Source organism: Nocardia vaccinii NBRC 15922, from assembly GCF_001613305.1.
Lineage (GTDB): Bacteria > Actinomycetota > Actinomycetes > Mycobacteriales > Mycobacteriaceae > Nocardia > Nocardia vaccinii.
This window is the reverse complement of record NZ_BDCC01000092.1, coordinates 1-15,958: the sequence shown is the minus strand read 5'-3', so window position 1 is coordinate 15,958 and position 15,958 is coordinate 1. Positions and strand designations below refer to the sequence as shown.

General features: G+C 68.6%; 23 protein-coding genes. 15 read left to right on the top strand and 8 right to left on the bottom strand.

What is annotated here, in order from left to right:
- Nucleotides 1–333 precede the first annotated feature (333 nt).
- The 5 genes from NV1_RS40285 (at nt 334) to NV1_RS40265 (ending at nt 3,448) form a co-directional block, all read left to right on the top strand.
- Nucleotides 334–813 (top strand): DUF6302 family protein, encoded by a 480-nt coding sequence (locus NV1_RS40285; RefSeq protein ID WP_157117726.1) that lies wholly within the window; start codon nt 334–336, stop codon nt 811–813.
- A gap of 180 nt (nt 814–993) precedes the next feature.
- The gene (locus tag NV1_RS40280; RefSeq protein WP_157117725.1) at nt 994–1,326 is read left to right on the top strand and encodes a hypothetical protein; all 333 of its coding nucleotides are present in this window, start codon (nt 994–996) and stop codon (nt 1,324–1,326) included.
- A 260-nt stretch (nt 1,327–1,586) separates the two neighbouring features.
- Nucleotides 1,587–1,871, top strand: a complete 285-nt coding sequence (locus NV1_RS40275) for a hypothetical protein (RefSeq protein ID WP_067904509.1) — start codon at nt 1,587–1,589, stop codon at nt 1,869–1,871.
- Nucleotides 1,872–1,887: 16 nt separating this feature from the next.
- Nucleotides 1,888–2,916 (top strand): nuclease-related domain-containing protein, encoded by a 1,029-nt coding sequence (locus tag NV1_RS40270; RefSeq protein ID WP_169813545.1) that lies wholly within the window; start codon nt 1,888–1,890, stop codon nt 2,914–2,916.
- Between the two features lie 166 nt (nt 2,917–3,082).
- Nucleotides 3,083–3,448, top strand: coding sequence for a hypothetical protein (locus NV1_RS40265; protein ID WP_067904503.1), 366 nt, complete (start codon nt 3,083–3,085; stop codon nt 3,446–3,448).
- Nucleotides 3,449–3,518: 70 nt separating this feature from the next.
- Here NV1_RS40265 and NV1_RS40260 read toward each other — a convergent pair whose 3' ends face one another.
- From NV1_RS40260 to NV1_RS40250, 3 genes are all read right to left on the bottom strand, one after another.
- Nucleotides 3,519–4,175 carry an HD domain-containing protein gene (locus NV1_RS40260; RefSeq protein ID WP_067904501.1) on the bottom strand — a complete coding sequence of 219 codons (657 nt, stop codon included), beginning with the start codon at nt 4,173–4,175 and terminating at the stop codon, nt 3,519–3,521.
- Nucleotides 4,172–5,254 (bottom strand): helix-turn-helix domain-containing protein, encoded by a 1,083-nt coding sequence (locus NV1_RS40255; RefSeq protein ID WP_084526641.1) that lies wholly within the window; start codon nt 5,252–5,254, stop codon nt 4,172–4,174. The genes NV1_RS40260 and NV1_RS40255 overlap by 4 nt, the downstream gene beginning before the upstream one ends.
- A gap of 327 nt (nt 5,255–5,581) precedes the next feature.
- Nucleotides 5,582–6,823 carry a helix-turn-helix domain-containing protein gene (locus tag NV1_RS40250; RefSeq protein WP_067904495.1) on the bottom strand — a complete coding sequence of 414 codons (1,242 nt, stop codon included), beginning with the start codon at nt 6,821–6,823 and terminating at the stop codon, nt 5,582–5,584.
- A gap of 270 nt (nt 6,824–7,093) precedes the next feature.
- Here NV1_RS40250 and NV1_RS40245 point away from each other — a divergent pair, with 270 nt between their 5' ends.
- The 6 genes from NV1_RS40245 to NV1_RS40220 all read left to right on the top strand — a co-directional run bounded on the left by NV1_RS40245 (nt 7,094) and on the right by NV1_RS40220 (nt 9,562).
- A complete protein-coding gene (locus tag NV1_RS40245; RefSeq protein ID WP_067904493.1) occupies nt 7,094–7,315 on the top strand; it encodes a hypothetical protein in 222 nt (73 codons plus the stop codon).
- A gap of 424 nt (nt 7,316–7,739) precedes the next feature.
- Complete coding sequence (locus NV1_RS40240; RefSeq protein WP_157117724.1) at nt 7,740–7,913, top strand: hypothetical protein; 174 nt, start codon at nt 7,740–7,742, stop codon at nt 7,911–7,913.
- Nucleotides 7,914–8,448: 535 nt separating this feature from the next.
- Nucleotides 8,449–8,706 carry a hypothetical protein gene (locus NV1_RS40235; protein WP_067904489.1) on the top strand — a complete coding sequence of 86 codons (258 nt, stop codon included), beginning with the start codon at nt 8,449–8,451 and terminating at the stop codon, nt 8,704–8,706.
- Nucleotides 8,693–9,004, top strand: a complete 312-nt coding sequence (locus tag NV1_RS40230) for a hypothetical protein (RefSeq protein ID WP_067904487.1) — start codon at nt 8,693–8,695, stop codon at nt 9,002–9,004. Before NV1_RS40235 ends, NV1_RS40230 begins: the two co-directional genes overlap by 14 nt.
- Before the next feature lie 8 nt (nt 9,005–9,012).
- Complete coding sequence (locus tag NV1_RS40225; protein ID WP_067904485.1) at nt 9,013–9,318, top strand: hypothetical protein; 306 nt, start codon at nt 9,013–9,015, stop codon at nt 9,316–9,318.
- Nucleotides 9,311–9,562, top strand: a complete 252-nt coding sequence (locus tag NV1_RS40220) for a hypothetical protein (protein ID WP_067904483.1) — start codon at nt 9,311–9,313, stop codon at nt 9,560–9,562. Before NV1_RS40225 ends, NV1_RS40220 begins: the two co-directional genes overlap by 8 nt.
- Before the next feature lie 297 nt (nt 9,563–9,859).
- Here the strand turns inward: NV1_RS40220 and NV1_RS40215 are convergent, their stop codons facing one another.
- Genes NV1_RS40215 through NV1_RS40205 form a run of 3 tightly spaced genes read right to left on the bottom strand, consistent with a single transcriptional unit; the run spans nt 9,860 to nt 11,677 of the window.
- Complete coding sequence (locus NV1_RS40215) at nt 9,860–11,197, bottom strand: hypothetical protein (RefSeq protein ID WP_157117723.1); 1,338 nt, start codon at nt 11,195–11,197, stop codon at nt 9,860–9,862.
- A gap of 13 nt (nt 11,198–11,210) precedes the next feature.
- On the bottom strand, nt 11,211–11,390 hold the full coding sequence (locus NV1_RS40210; RefSeq protein WP_067904480.1) for a hypothetical protein: 180 nt from the start codon (nt 11,388–11,390) through the stop codon (nt 11,211–11,213).
- Complete coding sequence (locus tag NV1_RS40205) at nt 11,387–11,677, bottom strand: hypothetical protein (protein WP_157117722.1); 291 nt, start codon at nt 11,675–11,677, stop codon at nt 11,387–11,389. Before NV1_RS40205 ends, NV1_RS40210 begins: the two co-directional genes overlap by 4 nt.
- Nucleotides 11,678–11,826: 149 nt before the next feature.
- On the opposite strand from NV1_RS40205, the gene NV1_RS40200 reads away from it, so the two are divergent.
- From NV1_RS40200 to NV1_RS40185, 4 genes are all read left to right on the top strand, one after another.
- A complete protein-coding gene (locus tag NV1_RS40200; RefSeq protein ID WP_157117721.1) occupies nt 11,827–12,117 on the top strand; it encodes a hypothetical protein in 291 nt (96 codons plus the stop codon).
- 5 nt (nt 12,118–12,122) lie between these two features.
- Nucleotides 12,123–12,482: a hypothetical protein gene (locus NV1_RS40195; RefSeq protein WP_067904469.1), complete on the top strand. Its 360-nt coding sequence runs from the start codon at nt 12,123–12,125 to the stop codon at nt 12,480–12,482.
- Nucleotides 12,476–13,336, top strand: a complete 861-nt coding sequence (locus NV1_RS40190; protein ID WP_067904467.1) for a protelomerase family protein — start codon at nt 12,476–12,478, stop codon at nt 13,334–13,336. The genes NV1_RS40195 and NV1_RS40190 overlap by 7 nt, the downstream gene beginning before the upstream one ends.
- Before the next feature lie 216 nt (nt 13,337–13,552).
- Nucleotides 13,553–13,813, top strand: coding sequence for a hypothetical protein (locus tag NV1_RS40185; RefSeq protein WP_067904463.1), 261 nt, complete (start codon nt 13,553–13,555; stop codon nt 13,811–13,813).
- A gap of 386 nt (nt 13,814–14,199) precedes the next feature.
- Here the strand turns inward: NV1_RS40185 and NV1_RS40180 are convergent, their stop codons facing one another.
- Both NV1_RS40180 and NV1_RS40175 read right to left on the bottom strand, forming a co-directional pair.
- A complete protein-coding gene (locus NV1_RS40180; RefSeq protein WP_067904460.1) occupies nt 14,200–14,622 on the bottom strand; it encodes a hypothetical protein in 423 nt (140 codons plus the stop codon).
- A complete protein-coding gene (locus NV1_RS40175; protein WP_067904456.1) occupies nt 14,619–15,425 on the bottom strand; it encodes a ParA family protein in 807 nt (268 codons plus the stop codon). Before NV1_RS40175 ends, NV1_RS40180 begins: the two co-directional genes overlap by 4 nt.
- Between the last annotated feature and the right edge of the window lie 533 nt (nt 15,426–15,958).

The following is a 15,958-nucleotide window of genomic DNA, read 5'->3' as shown; positions in this document are numbered from 1 at the left end:
AATTCGTCGTGCCCGACGACTGCGCGGACATCGGCATGGACCAGTTGGCCGCGCTGCTGGACCAGTTCGAGCCGCAGGCCCGCGCCCTCGATCCCCGCGAACTGATCGAATGCCGGTTCTTCGGCCCCTGCGGAGAGGACTGGTGATGGGCCGTCGACCGAAGACCCGCTACGACCACGCCAGCGCACCCACCTTGTTCGGGCGGGTCGATCCGGCCCCGGACTGCGTCGAGTGCGTCGGGGACGGCTGGCCCCTGGGCGCCGATGGCGCGCCCGTCGAGCCCGCGCGGCGGTGTGCGTGTACGTCCGTGGCTGGGCCGGCATGAGCGGGCGCGTGCCCCGAGAGGTGCCCTCGCGGGTGCGTGAGGCGATCACGGCCGCGCTCGTGGCGGGGGTCTCCCGGGAGGATGTGCGCTGGTACGTGGATCGTCTTGAGGATCTGACGCTGCTGATGCGGGCGGTGCCGCTGACCCCGGTCGGGTCGTCGCGGTGGGCGGTACCGGTCGGCGGGACTCGCCGCGCTGGATGCGCGGATTGGGCCGAACCTGGCCAGGGCGAGCGGATCCGCGAGTTCCTGGCCGCACACGACGGGTTCCCCGATCTGCGGGTAGGCCACGATCTCGAACAGGGCGGCGGCATGGTGCGCTGGGGCGAGCCCGAGCCCGAGAACCCGCCGTGGGAGGCCCCGGACCTGGACTGGGTGCGGTCGATCGCAGCCGACGGCCGTAACTACGGCTACCGCGAACAGGTCATCGAGGAATTCATCGCCGAACGCTGGGGCGCGCAACTGGCCGCCGCCGCCATGCGCCGATGACCGGCCACGGGCAGGCCGACCAGGAGCGCGGGGCGCGGGCCGTTGCCGTCCCTGCCGGATGGGCTGTGACCTGCGGATAGTCCGATTCCGGACGAGAAAGTGAGGGTCTGGGCGGGGCACACGTAAATCTCTCAAAACTTCATATAGCACAAATGAAGTTTTGTGGTGTATGGTGGAGTCATGACAACCACCGAGCGCCCCGCCCACCAGCTCACCGCCGCTCAGGAGGCCGAGCTGATGGAGGTCTTCCGCGGCTGGTACGAGCTGTTCACCGCAGGCGAGGCCGAGCTGTCCGATCAGGCCGCGTGGCTGTTCCGGCAGCAGGTCGCCCGGGGCGGGGCGTGGCGGGCGGCCTGGATTCGGGTTCAGGACACGCTCTCGACCTGGTGGGACCTGCCCGAGGGGATGCGGGAGTTCCTGCGCACCGCGCCCATGCACGAGGGGTTCGACCGCCGCGCGCTGGCGACCGTGGTCGCCCTGGCCGACGAGCAGACCGACAGCGAGGAGGACTGACCAGCGAGAACAGCAGCCCTACCGGCAGACATCGGGGTTCGAGTCCCCGAAGGGCGCGAGGGGTCCGGGATTCGCCACCCGGGCGGCAGGTGGCCCCTGCCGTGGCTGGCCCGCATTTCGCGGGTGGGCCGCCCCAGCAACTTCCCTCCACGGCTCGGGCGCCGGCACAACCCGCGCGTGCCGCAGGGGAGCAACGACGCTCCCCAGCCGCCCAGCCCTCCCCCGTCCCGAATCCCGCTCACCTGCAAGGAGAACCCCCGATGAACGATCCGCGTGTGGCCTACCGCAAGGACGGCCAGCTCAAGCACTCGCCCCAGTGCCGTATGACGTTCGGCCGCCTGGACCCGGAGAACTGCGCCCGCTGCGACCAGCGCGCCACCGAACGCGCCGAGGGCGTTCCGGCCCGCACCCACGACGGGTTCGAGCGGATGCGCCAGGCCGAGCGCGACGACGCGCGGCGGGCCGAGGAGATCCGGGCGCACTTCGCCTCGGACAAGCACAACAACGGCGGGTGCGGCGTGTGCTGCACCTTCGGCGACTGGTGAACAGGGGGAAATGGTCATGCTGATCATCAACGACAACCGGGCGATGTCCGGTGCGGAGAAAGCGGTTCTGAAGCGCCTGCGGGGCATTCAGGCCCCCGGAATCGCGGTCTCCGGATGCCACGTGCCCGGCCGTCCGGTGGGCGGTTCTGCGCGCCACGTCGGCCAGGAGGTCGACGTAGTGCTGTTCACCCCGGCCGCGCTGGTGTGCATCGAGGTCAAGGGCATCGTGAAATACGGTGTGTCCGGGGTGCTTTCGTGTGGTGTGAACGGGCGCTGGGCGCTGCCGGGCATCGAGGGCGACCCGATCCACGTGCGCGGCAACGACTCCAACCCTTTGGAGCAGCTCGCGGGCGGCATGTACGGGCTCAAAGAGATCGCCGAGACCGCTACCGGCGCCGAGGTTTTCGTGCCCGGCCTGGTCGTGATCTCCCCGAACAAGGGCACGATCACCCTGGACAAGGGCACAATCCCGATGCCGACAGGGCGCGATGTGATCCTGGAATCCGAGCTGGCGGGCTGGCTCGCGGGGCAGTCGCGGCGGGCGCAGACCTGGACCGCGCCCGGGGTGTTCGCGGTACTCGACGCCCTGGGCCTGGCCGATGCCGTCGGCTACGAGACGGTACTCGGGGCCGGGTTCGACGGCCCTCAGCCGGTCGAGGCCACGGTGGTGGACCTGTTCCCCGCCGCACCCGAACCCGTCGACGCGGACGCTGGCCCGGCGCGGGCGTCCCGCTTCGCCGCCGCGCCGATGCCAGGCACTACCCAGCCCGCTACCCGCCCCGCCGGCCGATCGCATATGGCCCGTGCGCTGCTGCTGTTCGCGGCCGTGTTCTGCGTGCTCGCGGTCCTGATCGGGGTGTTCTCATCCGGCCACGGATCGGGCACGCACAGCGGAAGCCATCAGCCCCGCCCCACCACCAGCGCCCCGGCCGCACCGTTCGCACCCTTCACGCCTGCCCCGGCGCCGGCCGTGACGACCGGAGCGCCCGCACCGCTGTTCCCGGCCACAACCAAACCCTGCTATCCGTTCCAACCCGACTGCTGACCAGCTCAGCGCACGAAAACGGCCATCTGCGATGTTTCGTAGGTGGCCGTTTTCGGCTGTCCATTCCAGCCCGACCGAGATAGCTTCATATAGTGCAAATGAAGTTTTGTGTGGTAGTGTGGGATCACACGGGAAACCGGGAAATGCCAAGCGAGAGAGGGATTCATTGAACACCACTGACCACGAAGCGGCCTCCACGCCGATTCCGCACGATTTCGCCGCTGCGGCCCGCGCCCAGGAAACCTGGGCTGTGCAGGAGTTCCGGTCGGCCCTGGCCGAGCTGGAGCACTGCCTCGATCCCGAGGTGACCGAGCGTGAGACCGGCTACACCCCGCACCGGTTGCTGGGGAATTTCGCCAGATCACTGGGCCGCCTGATCGCCGAGGAGCAGGCCCCGCTGCACGGCGCGACCTACATCGGCCCGCACGTCGCTCTGGACCGGCTGGCCGATCCCGATGACGCGTTCAGCCTGTTGCCCGCGGATCAGGTCGAGGTACCCGACCCGGGCCCGGGGTGCCCCCACTGCCCGTGACATCCAGCTCAGGGCATGAAAACGGCCACCTGCAGAATCTTGCAGGTGGCCGTTTCGCGTGTGGTGGAGGCTATTTCGCGATCCGGATGGGCCGCTGGCCCTGCTCGGGGCCGCCGAAGCGGCGCGCGAAGTCATCCCACCAGGCCGCCGGCGAAACCCGCAATGCCGCGTCCCGCAACGCCTTTCCGGTGGTCGTGGTGATCAGCGGGACCATGGACTCGATGTAGCGGGGCATCGAGCCCACGCCCTGCCCGGCGTGCGCGTACTCCCTTGCCTGCAACAACAACTCCAACTTGTCCGCGTCCCGGCTGCACCGCGCCTCCAGGGTCGCGCCGGCGGTTTTGGCGCCCTCGTGCTCGGCGACCGCGGCGCGGATCTGCTCGGCCAGCTCATCAGGCAATTCGGCGGTCTGATCGGCCGCGATCTCCACGGCCGGAACGATGCTCACGTACGACTTCCCGGCCGCGGCGACGTCGCCGGAGCGGGTCTCGGGCAGGTCGTGAAACAGGCCCAGCACCGCCGCGCGGTGGGCGTCCGCGCCCTCGCCCAGGGCGATCACGAAGGCCAGCACCGCCACGCGCCAGCTGTGCGCGGCAACCGATTCCGGGGAGGGGATGCCCGCGCGCAGCCAGCCCGAGCGGGGCAACGCCTTCAAAAACCCCATCTCGTAGGCGAGGGTGACGGTGGCATCCGCGGCCTGGTCGGCGCGCTCGCCGTTGCTGTTCATAGGGTGCTCCCGATCAGGAAGTGATGGACCTGTTCCAGCCGCTTGCGGGCGGTGCGGCTCAAGGTCTCGTCAGTGGTGGCTCGCTCCACGGTATCGGAGATCTCCGACACCCAACGAGGGTGCGTGACCAGCGATTTCCGCGCCCGCGCGAGGGAGAACAGGGTATGTGCACGTAGCTCCCGATCCGGCGCCGTCCCGAGCCCAGACAGCAGCGAGGGCAACAGCAGCTCCCCCGACCACGTCGCATCCGACTCGGGCTGCGCCATCTGCGCATCGGAGACCCACGGCACCGGAACCTCCCCGGCCCAATACGCCCAGTACCGCAGGTTCGCCGCCTCGGTCGACGGGTCGGCCAGGCCCTCGGCCGCGAAGCGCCGCAATGGTTCCGGATCCCCGGCCCCGGCCGCCCGGATCGCCGCCGAGCGCACCACGGCCCATTCCGGTGTCCACCGTGAGAGGTCCACATCGGCGATCTGGCGGCGGATCTGCTCGCCCGCCCATCCGGTCCCCGCCGAGCTGGCTACGTCGGCCTCAGCGGCCAGGAACACCGCCTGGCGGCGCAGCATGGCCCCGGCCAGGCTCTCGGGCGCGGATTCGGCCAGCGCGCGCAGCTCGGCCGCCACCGTCGCGCGCTGACCAGCCGGGATGTGCAGGGCGGCAGTGGTGCCGGCCAACGCGCGCGGGACCGCGCCAGTCAGGGGCCAGGCCAGCAGGTCCGTCACAGCCCGGTCGGGCACCACCAGGCCCAGGGGATGGCGCTCGGGGTCGCGCTGGTCCAGGCCCGCCAGGATGTCATCAGCGGCCAGCGCGGTCTCCCACGTGGCCACCAGCGCGGGCGCCGCCCCGGCCGCCAGCAATGTGCGCCCGATCTGGCGCAGGCGCGCATACGGCAGGCGCGGCAGCGGGTTACGGGCCTGCTCCCACGCGGCCACGGTCTTCTCTGACACCCCCAGCCGCTCGGCCAGCACCGCCTGCTCCAGGCCCACGCTGCGCCGCACCGCGGCCAGCGTCGCCCCTGACACCCGCCCGTCCAGGCCACTCCCATCGGTGATGGGAGCGCCACCAGCGCTTTTCGCCACCTGACCACCTCGCCCTGGTCGAAAGTCCTATCGGTGATGAGTTCCAGCCCGCCCGCCCGCGAAATAGCGTGGAACACGAACCGGAACACCGAACACCAGCGGATTCGAGTATCCACCCCGACCCGGTTCCCACACCCGATGCCGGGTGACCCGGTGCCTTCCCCGCCTGTGGGCACCAGCTGAAGCGCCGACAGGCGACGCGGCGACGCTCAGCACCCCGGCATCGGGTGTTTCCACTCCTCCCTGTGACATCCAGATCAGGGCATGAAAACGGCCACCTGCGGGATAGCGCAGGTGGCCGTTTTCGGCTGTTCAGAGGGTGGGTGGTTATGCGGCTCCGACGCGGGAGGCGAGGCGGCCGAGTTCCCCGGCGGTGAGGTCGCGGCGGGCCTTGCGCAGCATCGCGCCGACGAGTTCACGCACAGTGGGCATCGCGCGAACCTCCTGGGGGGCAATACGTTCGGCGAACAGCAGCGCCGAGAGCGACTCGGGGTACTGCTTCTCCAGGGCGTACGCGCGCCCGAGTTCGACGTAGAACCGGCCCCGCCGGTCTTCGGTGGGGATCGTGTCCGGGGTGATCAGCCGCGATGCCTCGATGGCCTTGCCGCCGTCGCGCTGCTCCAGCGCGATGCTCATGCGCCAGATGTTCGTGTTCTGGGTGCCGAAGGACAGCGCGAAAGCGTCCGCGTCCCCGTGCTCGGTGCCCGTGCGTCGCGCGGTTTCGGCCGCCTCGGACAGGTGGTCGCCCGGATCGGTGCCCATCACCGCCGAGGTGAGTGCGGCGTGCAGGTGCAGCATTCCGTACATCTGCAGGCCGGTCCCGGTGCCAGCGAGCGTGGATTGCAGCGCGTCCGCGGCGCCTGCGCTGTGGGCCAGCGACGCCGCCGCGGCCCCGGGCTGCGCGAGCAGGGTTTGCGCCAGGACGTATTCCGCCGCCGCGCGCCCGGCCGGATCTCCCACCAGGTTCGCGGCGCGCTCGCACGCGGTCGCGGCGATCCACGCCAGGGAGGTGTAGCCCAGGGAACGGGTGGTCAGGCCCACGGTCAAAGTCGCGGGAACCAGTGCCCGCCAGGCTCGCTCGGCGTCGTCACCGCCGCCTGTGGCGTGCTGGTACAGGCCGGTGATCAGGCCCGGCAGCATCGCGCCGAGGGTGGCGTAATCGCACTGCATCCGGATCACCGGGGCGCGCTCGGCGTCGGTCACCAGCTCGGGCAGCGGACGCGGATCGCGGGAGCCGTCGGTGATCCCCGCGGCCATCAGCGCGCCCTCGATGGCGGGCACCGCCGCGCCGAACGCCGCGGTGGCCGGATTCACCTTGTCCTCGGCGTGGCCGGTCAGATCCCCGACCGACACACTCAACGCGCCAGCCAACCGGTAGAGCACATCGCGGGAATCGATCGGGCGTTCCCCGGTCTCGGCGCGGCTGATCATCGTGCGCTGCACCCCGGCCCGGTCCGCGAGAACCTGCTGAGTGAGCCCACGCACCCGCCGGTACCGGCGGACCTGCTTGCCGATATAGCGGCCCTCCTCGGCCGTCCCGTCCTCGGATGCGTCGTCAAAGGTGCTCATCGCTGCTCAACTCCCAAGCTCCAGGCACAAGTCATACGCCAGGGTAGGCACGGCGCGGAACGAATTTTGTGCCAGATCGGCACATTCGGAATGTGCCAGCACGGCACAAAAAACCCTTGCGAGGCGGCCATGCTGATCTGCATCACCCGATGCCCGGGTCCGGTGCCTCCCCCGCCTGTGGAGGCAACAGCTGACAGCGCCGACAGGCGACGCGCGGCGCTCAGCTCCCCGGCATCGGGTGATCGTTTACCCGGACCCAGGAGACCCCGCATGAGCGCCCCAGCTGCCACCGACACCCTGACCGTCACCGTGCCTATCAACGGGCACAGCGAACGCGAGATCACCGTCTCGGCGCACTGCCCGCGCTGCGGCGCCAAGCGCAGCGCGATCCGGATGGGTATCGGCCTGCCCCGGATCTGGGCGCACCCGTGTGGGCACCTGGACACCGCCGCCTCCCTGCGCGCCGAGGCTGCCGCCCGCCTCCAGGCGTGAGGGCAGCACAGACCACACACACCGAAAACAGCACCCACCAGCACCCACCAGCACCGACCAGCACACGCGAACAGCACACCCAGACGCGAGAACAGCAACACACAGAACACCGACCACCAAAACGGCGTCACACCTCTTGCACCATCCCGAAAACCACGGACTGTTCGCGGGAAAAGTGACCGCCCGGACCCGGAAATCGGGTGTGCAAGATGTCGGAAAACCGGGGGTTTTCGTCCCGCAAGATATCCGGAAAGGGGCCCCTTTTCCCTCCCAGCCCAGCGGGCAGGCGAAGGGTGGACCGCAGCCATCACGGGGCGCACGCTGGAACGGTGGGCGCCGATGACCAGCCTCTTGCCGTCATTGCCCAGGTAGCCGCTCAGCTACGCGACTGGACAGGGTGCTGACCGAGCTGGAGCCCATTGTCGTGAACGCCCACGACGCGGAGATCTCCGGAGCTGTCGCCCAGGTACTCTCCCGCCACGGACCCGGCCCCTGGCCCGATGCCGACCTTGCCTCCCTGGCCGGGGTCGACCTGTTCGAGCTGCAACGGATGCGCGATCAGATCACCGCAGGACGACCAACTGACGGCACCCCCTGAACCGCCGCACCGCCTGAGTACCCTGCCTACCCCGCTCCGCTCCGAATGGGGTTACACCTTTTGCACCACCCCCAATTCGGCACATCCGACTGAACAGCACGCCCCTGGCTTTCTACCCCCGGGGAAGCCCACTGGTACCCCAGGGAAGCCCCCCAGGGCTGCCCCGGGGGCTTCCCCTGGCAGAGGGGGCGGGGCCGCCGGCACCCCCACCACCCCCTCTGCGAGGGCACCGAAAAAAAGATGCAAGGGGTGTACGACCTCAACCTGAGAACTCGGCCAGGCAGGGGGTAGGGGGTGGGGTAGAGGGTGGGGTGCAGGGTGAGGACCACCTACCCCACCCGCTACCCCACCCCGGTCACCTCACCGCAAGGCCCACGTACCTCGGCCGACACCGAGGACTCCGGCCGCGCTGCACCCGCCCAGGAAAGCCCGACCACCCGCGCTCTGAGGAGCGGGGAACGGGGCAGGAATCGGGGGAGGTGATCAGGGCGGATACGAACGGTATTTACCCGGCATGAGAGTACGGTGCCTGAGTATGGCAACTACCAAAGTCACGCTGTCCCTGGACACGGTGGCGCTGTCGCTGGCCAAGGCCGCGGCCGACCGGTCCGGCGCCTCGGTCTCGGCCATCGTCTCGGCCACCCTGAACCGGCATCTGCTGCACGACTTCGCCCCCGCCCCGACCCCCGCCGACCCCGCCGCCGAGGCCACCGCCGCCCTCGCGGATTTCGAACGCGACGCCGCCGCCGCCCGCTACGACGACCAGGGCCGGGGGATGCGTGCGGCGGGGTGAACTCTGGCGCTACCAGGTCCCCGGATTCACGCGCACCGTGGTCCTGATCGCCGCGCAAGCCGTCCTCGATCGCACCGAATACAAGACCTTCCCCGCCCTGCAGATCAGCGACACCGACCCCGGCCACCTGCTGTACGTCACGGCCGAAATCGACGCGAACACCGTCTGGATCGACGTGGCCGGGGGCTGGCTGACCGTGCGGCGCTCGCTGCTCGCGCAACCCCTCGGCCAGCTGCCCGACGACACTCTGACCGCCCTCGATGCCCGCATAGCCGCCGCACTGGGGCATCCGAACTGAGGCAACCCATGAACATCGAACGCAACCTTGCCGACCTGCTGGCCACCGGTGCCGACGCCGACATGCCGGTACCCGACACCGACGTGCCCATGATCCGCGACGCGACCACGCGCTATCCGGTCCCGACCCCCGAACAGGTCGAGCACTTCATGAACAGCACGAACATCACCTGGAGCGAGGTGCCCGCCGACCAGGCCCCGCCCGTCGCCGAGGACGAGACGGTGCGCTTGGTCAGTCCCGAGCGGGAGGCCGAACTGCTGGCCCGCACGAAATCGATGCCGGCCGAATCGGGCGGAGCGGAATCGGATGAGTGAGCCGTGGCGGCGGGTCGAAGGCCCGATGTCGACCTTCTGTGTCGAATTCGCGGGCCGGTCCTACGCCGAGATGTTCCAGGCCGCCGCAGACTGGTTCGCCGCGAACGACGGCGCTCTCGACAACCTGCACGCTGTCGGCATCCGCGAACTCGACTGGTCGCTGCTGGACGAACCCGACCAAGGCACCTGGTTCACGATGTCCATCGCCTACGACGGACCACCAGACCGCAACCGAACCAAATGACCCACACCACGCTCACCACACCACGGTTCACCACGCACCACACCACACCGCCGAAGCACCACGCACCACGCACCACGCCGCCGTGGTGAGCCGTGGTGCGTGGTGTGGTCTACCACCACACCGGGCGTGGTGAGCGTGGTGCGGCCACCACGGGGGCGTGGTGAGCGTGGTGAGCGTGGTGTGGTGTCACCACGGCGTGGTGTGGTGCGTGGTACAGCGTGGTGGTTGGTAGAACATGACGAAGGCCCGGACGCGATAGAGGCGCGTCCGGGCCTTCTCGGTTCTTGCGTGGTCGGGCTAGTCGGCCCAGGCCGACTCCTGCTCCAGCTCGGCGAAGTGGCGGGCACTGTGGGCCACCTGACGCCGCGCGAGCAGCCGCTCCCGCAGGATCGGATCATCAGCCACCCCAGCGGCCAGCAGGGCACGCTGAAGTTGCCGATCCCGCAGTCTCCGGCCCCAGGCCCAGCGGCCCGGCAGGCTCAATTCCACCGCGCGGGTCGCGGCCCGGTCGCGGGTGCGCTGGGCAGCGTCACGCTCATCGTCGGCCAGGCCGAGGCGAGAGAGCATCCGCTCGCGCAGCTCACGGCCGACGCGGGCCAGGGTGCCCGCCCGGGTGCGCCGCTCCCGCTTCTCGATGCCCAAGGCCAGGTGCAGGGCCACCACGGACCCGACCGGCCCGACCAGCGCGCGCGTGCCAGCCGACCACCAATCCGGGTGCACAGTGCCCAGATCCAGGCCCAACGCCATCCACACCCCGACCCCCGCCCCGGCCCACACCGCCAGCCGGACCGGACCGGGATCGGCACCTTTGCGGGCCGCGCCGACCATGGCCGCCGCACAGCTGACCAGGAACGTTTCCAGGATCAGGAACAGCCCGGCCCGCTCCCACGCGCTGGTGATGTGCAGGTGCTCACCCGCGAACCGCCAGCTGGTGTTCAACGACATCAGCAGGCACAGCAGCGCCGAGGCGTACAGGCCCTTGGTCCAGGGCCGAGACTTCTCCGACTTCTCCGACTCGGGCGATACCACGCCCACCACGGGCGTGGTGTGGTGCGTGGTATCCGCCTGCGTGGTGTGTGGTGCATCCACCACGGCGTGGTGCGTGGTGCGTGGTGCCGTCACCACGGGCGTGGTGTCGGCGGTGGCGGCCGTGGTGTCGTCTACCACGGCGTGGTCAACCTCCACCACGCTTGTGGTGTCGGGCGTGGTGTGGTCGGCCTCGGAATCGTCGACCGTGGTGTCGGCGGTGGTGGGCATGGCGGGGGCCTCGTGGTCGGTGGTGTCCTCGGCGTCCGGTGGCGTGGTGTCGGTGGTGCCGCCCAGGGCGTCCAACTCCCTGAGCAACTCGTCGGTGAGTTTGGGCAGCTGGCCGGTATCGGGAATGCCGCGCTCGGCCCGCCACGCCTTGATGACCTTCAGGCGGTTGCTGCGGTCGGTGGTGATCCCGTAGCGCTCCAGGACTTCCCCCACCGTCTTGTTGTCCGAGACGCCGATCTGTTCGCAGACGAACACGATCTGCTCGCGCTGGGTCCGCCGCTCGGCCAGTCCCGCACGCAGCGCGGCGTCCACCCGCCCGGCATCGTCTTCCGGGTCGGAATTCGTCGCGCCCCCAGGGGGCTGGTCGATCTCGGTCATGCTCATGTCGTCCTCACCATTCGTCGATGAACTCGGCCCCGCACTCGGTGCAGGTCCAGGTCTCCCCGCATTTGCGTTCGAGACCGTCGATCAGATCGGAAATTCGCGCCATTCCATCGACCGCCCCACATTCGGTGCAGTCCATCACCGCATTCGGCTCGGCCGCAGGCTGGCGGCGGCTGTAGTCGCTCACGACCCGCTCCGCTTGCGCGCAGGCGCCTGGCGCGGCCGGGCCGCAGGGGCAGGCTCGGGCTCGGGTTCGGGCTCCTGTGTGGCCTCGATCTGGCGGCGGACCTGCTCCACCACATCGGCCGGCCACGGCGCGCCCATGAACCGCGCCCGGCACATCTCCACGATGGACCCGATCATGGTCACGCCCAGCAGTGCGGCCCCGGCCTTGAGGGCACGGTGCACGTCGGGGGGGAACTCCAGGGACAGCTTCTTGGTGTCTTTCCCGGGCGCGACTGGGGCTGCGGCCATCATTTGATCTCTCCTACCTTTCGCTGCATTTGGTTCTTTCAAGAAGACAGAATCATACCATGCAAATGAAGCGCAGAGTGTAGGATGGACACGCACGATCAACCATCGAACCCAGGGGGCGAACCACATTGAGCGACACCATCATCCAGATGGTTCACCAGCCGATCGAGGACGGCATCACCGTGACCCTCTGGAACGGCGACAGGGTCACGATCATGCCGAACCGCGGCGACCAGCACGCCATCGAAATCGGTCCCGACGGCGGGCGATACCTCACCGTGCGCTCGCGCTGGGGCCGCATCCTGCCCCTGGCCGACACCGAGGACTCCAAGCCCACGACCACCACCGGTGACTACCTCCACGAGCTGCTGGCCGTGCTCGAAGACATCCGCGACGACCTGCGCGCCGGGCGCAACCACATCGAAACCCGGGAGAACTGACCACCGTGACCGATTTCGTGATCCTGCACCCCGACGGCCACCTCACCCACCACACCCGCGAGTCCGAGGACCTGTACGCCACGCTGCGCCGCGAAATCCCGAACATGGGCTCTCAGGGCATGGGACGGCTCCGCGCCTGGTACGACGACGAATTCGGCACCAAGCCGTACCCGGCCAACCCGCTGGCCGACCGTATCCTGCGCGGCATCGGCTACATGCAGCCCGAAGGGTTCTGGCGCGGCCCCGTCGCGCTCAGCATGGAGGAAGGCCCCGACGGCGACACCGCGCACATGACCCCCGAGGCCCTGGACGCCATCGAAGACCTGGCGACACCACCAGAAAGGCGAGGCCCCCTGCAATGCTGACCACCAAGGCGGACGCTAAGCGGATCGCGGAATTCATCGACCGGGTGCGCGACATGCCCACCAATTCCGCCCGCGGGGCAGCGCTGAGTGAACTGAAGTGGATCCACACCCGCCAGAAGAAGAACGGCGAGAAGTACTCACCTCTGGTGAACCGGAAGCTGATCATCTCCTACCGCGAACAGATCCGCGATGTCCTCGGACCGGATTCCCCCTTGCTGAAATACATGGTCTATTCCGATGCCCGCACCAAGGACTACCGCGCCCACCAGGTCGGGGGCCGACAGGAGAAACACCGCCACCTGCGCCCGGTCGTCGCACGAGAATTCATCGAGGCCGCCGAAGAACTGTTGGACAGCGTCGTAAACGGCGGCTGGAGCTACCCGGCCGCCATCGCTGGCGTTTGCGCACTCACCGGCCGCCGGCCGTACGAGGTGGGATGCACCGGGGTGTTCAACCCAGATTTCCGGCCCGACTACATCCAGTTTTCCGGCCAGGCCAAGACCCGCGACGCCGAGCGCGCCGCAGAGGTCTTCACCTTCCCGGTGCTGGGATCGCGGGACCTGGTCCTGCAAACGGTCGCCATGATCCGCGCCAACATCAGCCCGAACCTGGACAATACGGAATTCTCCCAGAGCTACGCCAAGCTCACCGGCAGGATGTCCAAGCGGGTATTCCACGACGCCCACGGCGAGCCGATCATTCCGCGCGATCTGCGAGAGGCGTACTCGGCCATCGCGGTCCGCCGTTTCGCGCCCAGCAGCGTGTCCGATGTCCAGTTCATCAACGACATTCTCGGCCACCAAGAAGACACATTGGACACGACGCTGTACTACATCGGATTCACCGTCGTGTAGGCCTGGCCGCGGGCACCCACCCCCTCTGGGGACGGGGCACACGAAAACGAGGGGGCCAGGGCGGGGGTGGGGGTGCCCCCCGGGCGTGACGGCGCGGAGAAGATGCAACGGGTGTACGACATCTGACTGAGTGCCAGCTGAGGAAAATCAGAAGAGGGCACACCTGCTGGGGGAAGGTTGCTGCCCGCCGCGGGGACAGTGGGTTGCCTTGAAGGCATGAATCACTACGCCGAAATTCAGGCCCTGGTCCTTCGTGCTCTCGACGACGGGCTCGAACCCGCTGTGGCATACCCGATCGACCTGCACTGGGTCTGCTACTGCTGCGAAACAGCATGGATCAATAGCGGCGGCGGCAACCCGCCGGCCCTGGCCATGATCTCTTCCAGCGAAGGGGAACCAGCAAAACCGGAGGTGGACTTCCTGTGCCGCGGCTGTCTGGGCACCCATCTGGCATATGTGGCGGGAATCCCTGTCTAGCCCATGTCTAGCCCCGATGTCCTGCTCGCTGGGTGCGGGGAATCTCCCCCGATCCTCGCCTGGGCGGGAAGCCCCGGAACCACACGAACCGGGGCCTCCCTCGACCGTGGGCCCGAAGGGGACAGGACCACGACCTCGATCGGGAATCCAACCACTCCCGACCGACAAGTTCCAGCGTGTGCGCCGGTAGCCGCCCCGGCCGGGCGCGCTGAGCGCTCGCACTCGCTCACCTCTGGTCGGAGAGCGATTGCCTCCCACATCGGCCGGGTCTTCAATGCTCGGTGATGGTGAACCCGCGCGGGTCGAACTCGATCGGGGTGAGGTCGTTGTTGTTCGGCTGCGCAATGGTGAGTCCATACACGCCCATACCGGTGTACGGACAGGTGCTACTCGGGTATGGGCGGGAGTGCGGCCAGGCGTTCGGCGAGTTCCGCGGCGCGGGCGCGGGCCAGTTTCTGCGCGACGGGGCCTACTTGGTCGGCGGCGGCCAGCAGGAGCGCGGAGAGCGCGACGTGCCGGGGTGTGTCGCCGCCGAGGACTTCCACGACGTGGTCGGCAGCGCGTTCGAGTGCCTGCGCGGCCTCCTGGCTGACGTAGACCGAGGCCCTGCGCATCCCTTCCGGATCAGGCCGTGTGCCGCCCTTACCTGCCCGTACACGCTTCGTACCCGTGTCTACCTGTGTATGGGCGGGTGTGGGCGGTGGTGGGTTCACCGGGATGTTGAGGTTGACCCGGGATCGCAGGATCTTGTTCGGGTCGGTGCCGCTGAGGTCTGGCTCGGGCAGCGGTTCGCGACGGCGCCCGGTCACGGGGTCACCGCCGGCGCCAGCTCAGGATCGAGGCGGACGGCGAGTGCACGGAAACCGGCGGCGGTGTCGCTGTCGGGCGCGTGGTCGATCACCGTGGTGTGCAGCCGCCATGCCTCGCGGACCTCCTTGAGGTCCTTGAACACGCCCAGCACCTCCAGCGGATGGTTCTCGAACGCCCGAAGGGTCGAGGTGGCAATCCGGCCCTTGCGGCTGTCGTAGAGGTTGACGATCAGGCCCGCGACGTCCAGGTCGACGTCCAAGGCCTCCTGCAGGGTGGTGCACTGCCGCAGGAACAACCGCAATGCGCGGATGCTGGAGTCCTCCGCCTGCACCGGGATGACGATCCGACCCTGCACCTGCTCGCCCGCAGGACGGCGCCGGGCGGCGACCAGGCCGTTGTCGTTGAGCGCGCCCAGCGACGGCGGGCAGTCGATGACCACATCGTCGAAGACGCCGGCCAGGGGTTCGAGGAACCGGCTCAGCAGGTACTCCCGCCCCGATCTGCCGTACATCTGGGGTTCCAACAGGAACATCTCGTCGCTGGTCGGGATGACGAACATGCCGTCGCCGACCTGCTGCACCAGTTCGCCGAGCTCTCCGCTCCACTGCCCCAGCACCGCGGCTGCCAGGCTCGCCCCGCCGCCGGGCAACTGCGCGCCGACCGCCTCGGTGAGGTGGCCCTGGGGATCCCAGTCCACCGCCAGCACCCTGCGGCCCCGCTCAGCCAGTGCGGCGCCCAAGTTGATGGTGTCGACGGTCTTGCCGACGCCACCCTTCTGGTTCGCGATCGCGTAAATACGCACGTACAGGACCCTAATCGCCCCATGCGCCCATACCGAGGTAAACACTCTGCCCACCTGTGTATGGGCAATGTATGGACATTTCTACTTGCCCATACACCCGCCGTCCCCGCGCGGGCTTCAGCCCCTGGGATGACGACTCCCGCCGCGGCGCTGTGCATCCTGACTAGCCCGTCAACCAATCCCCCCATCATGCAGGGGTGATACGAATAACACCACTAAACATGGAGGGGAAAATAGTCAGATAGAAGGGGTGAATAGTGTTGCAGAGGATGGGAGGAATGGCGTACACTAGAGTCATGACAGGGGAGAGCGAGATTGGCAGAGACCGAAAAGCCTGGCAGGACAGGCAAATTCACCCACTGACGTTCAAATTCACCCCCCTGACGTGCGGTTACACCGCTAAGAGGAGCCCAAGCGGGCAAAGGGGTGCATATCACGCTTGGGGGACCCTGTCAACTCAATCACACCACCTGGGTAGAAACGAACGGATGGTCCAAGTTCTCTAGAGAACTTGGACCATCCGTTCGTTTCTA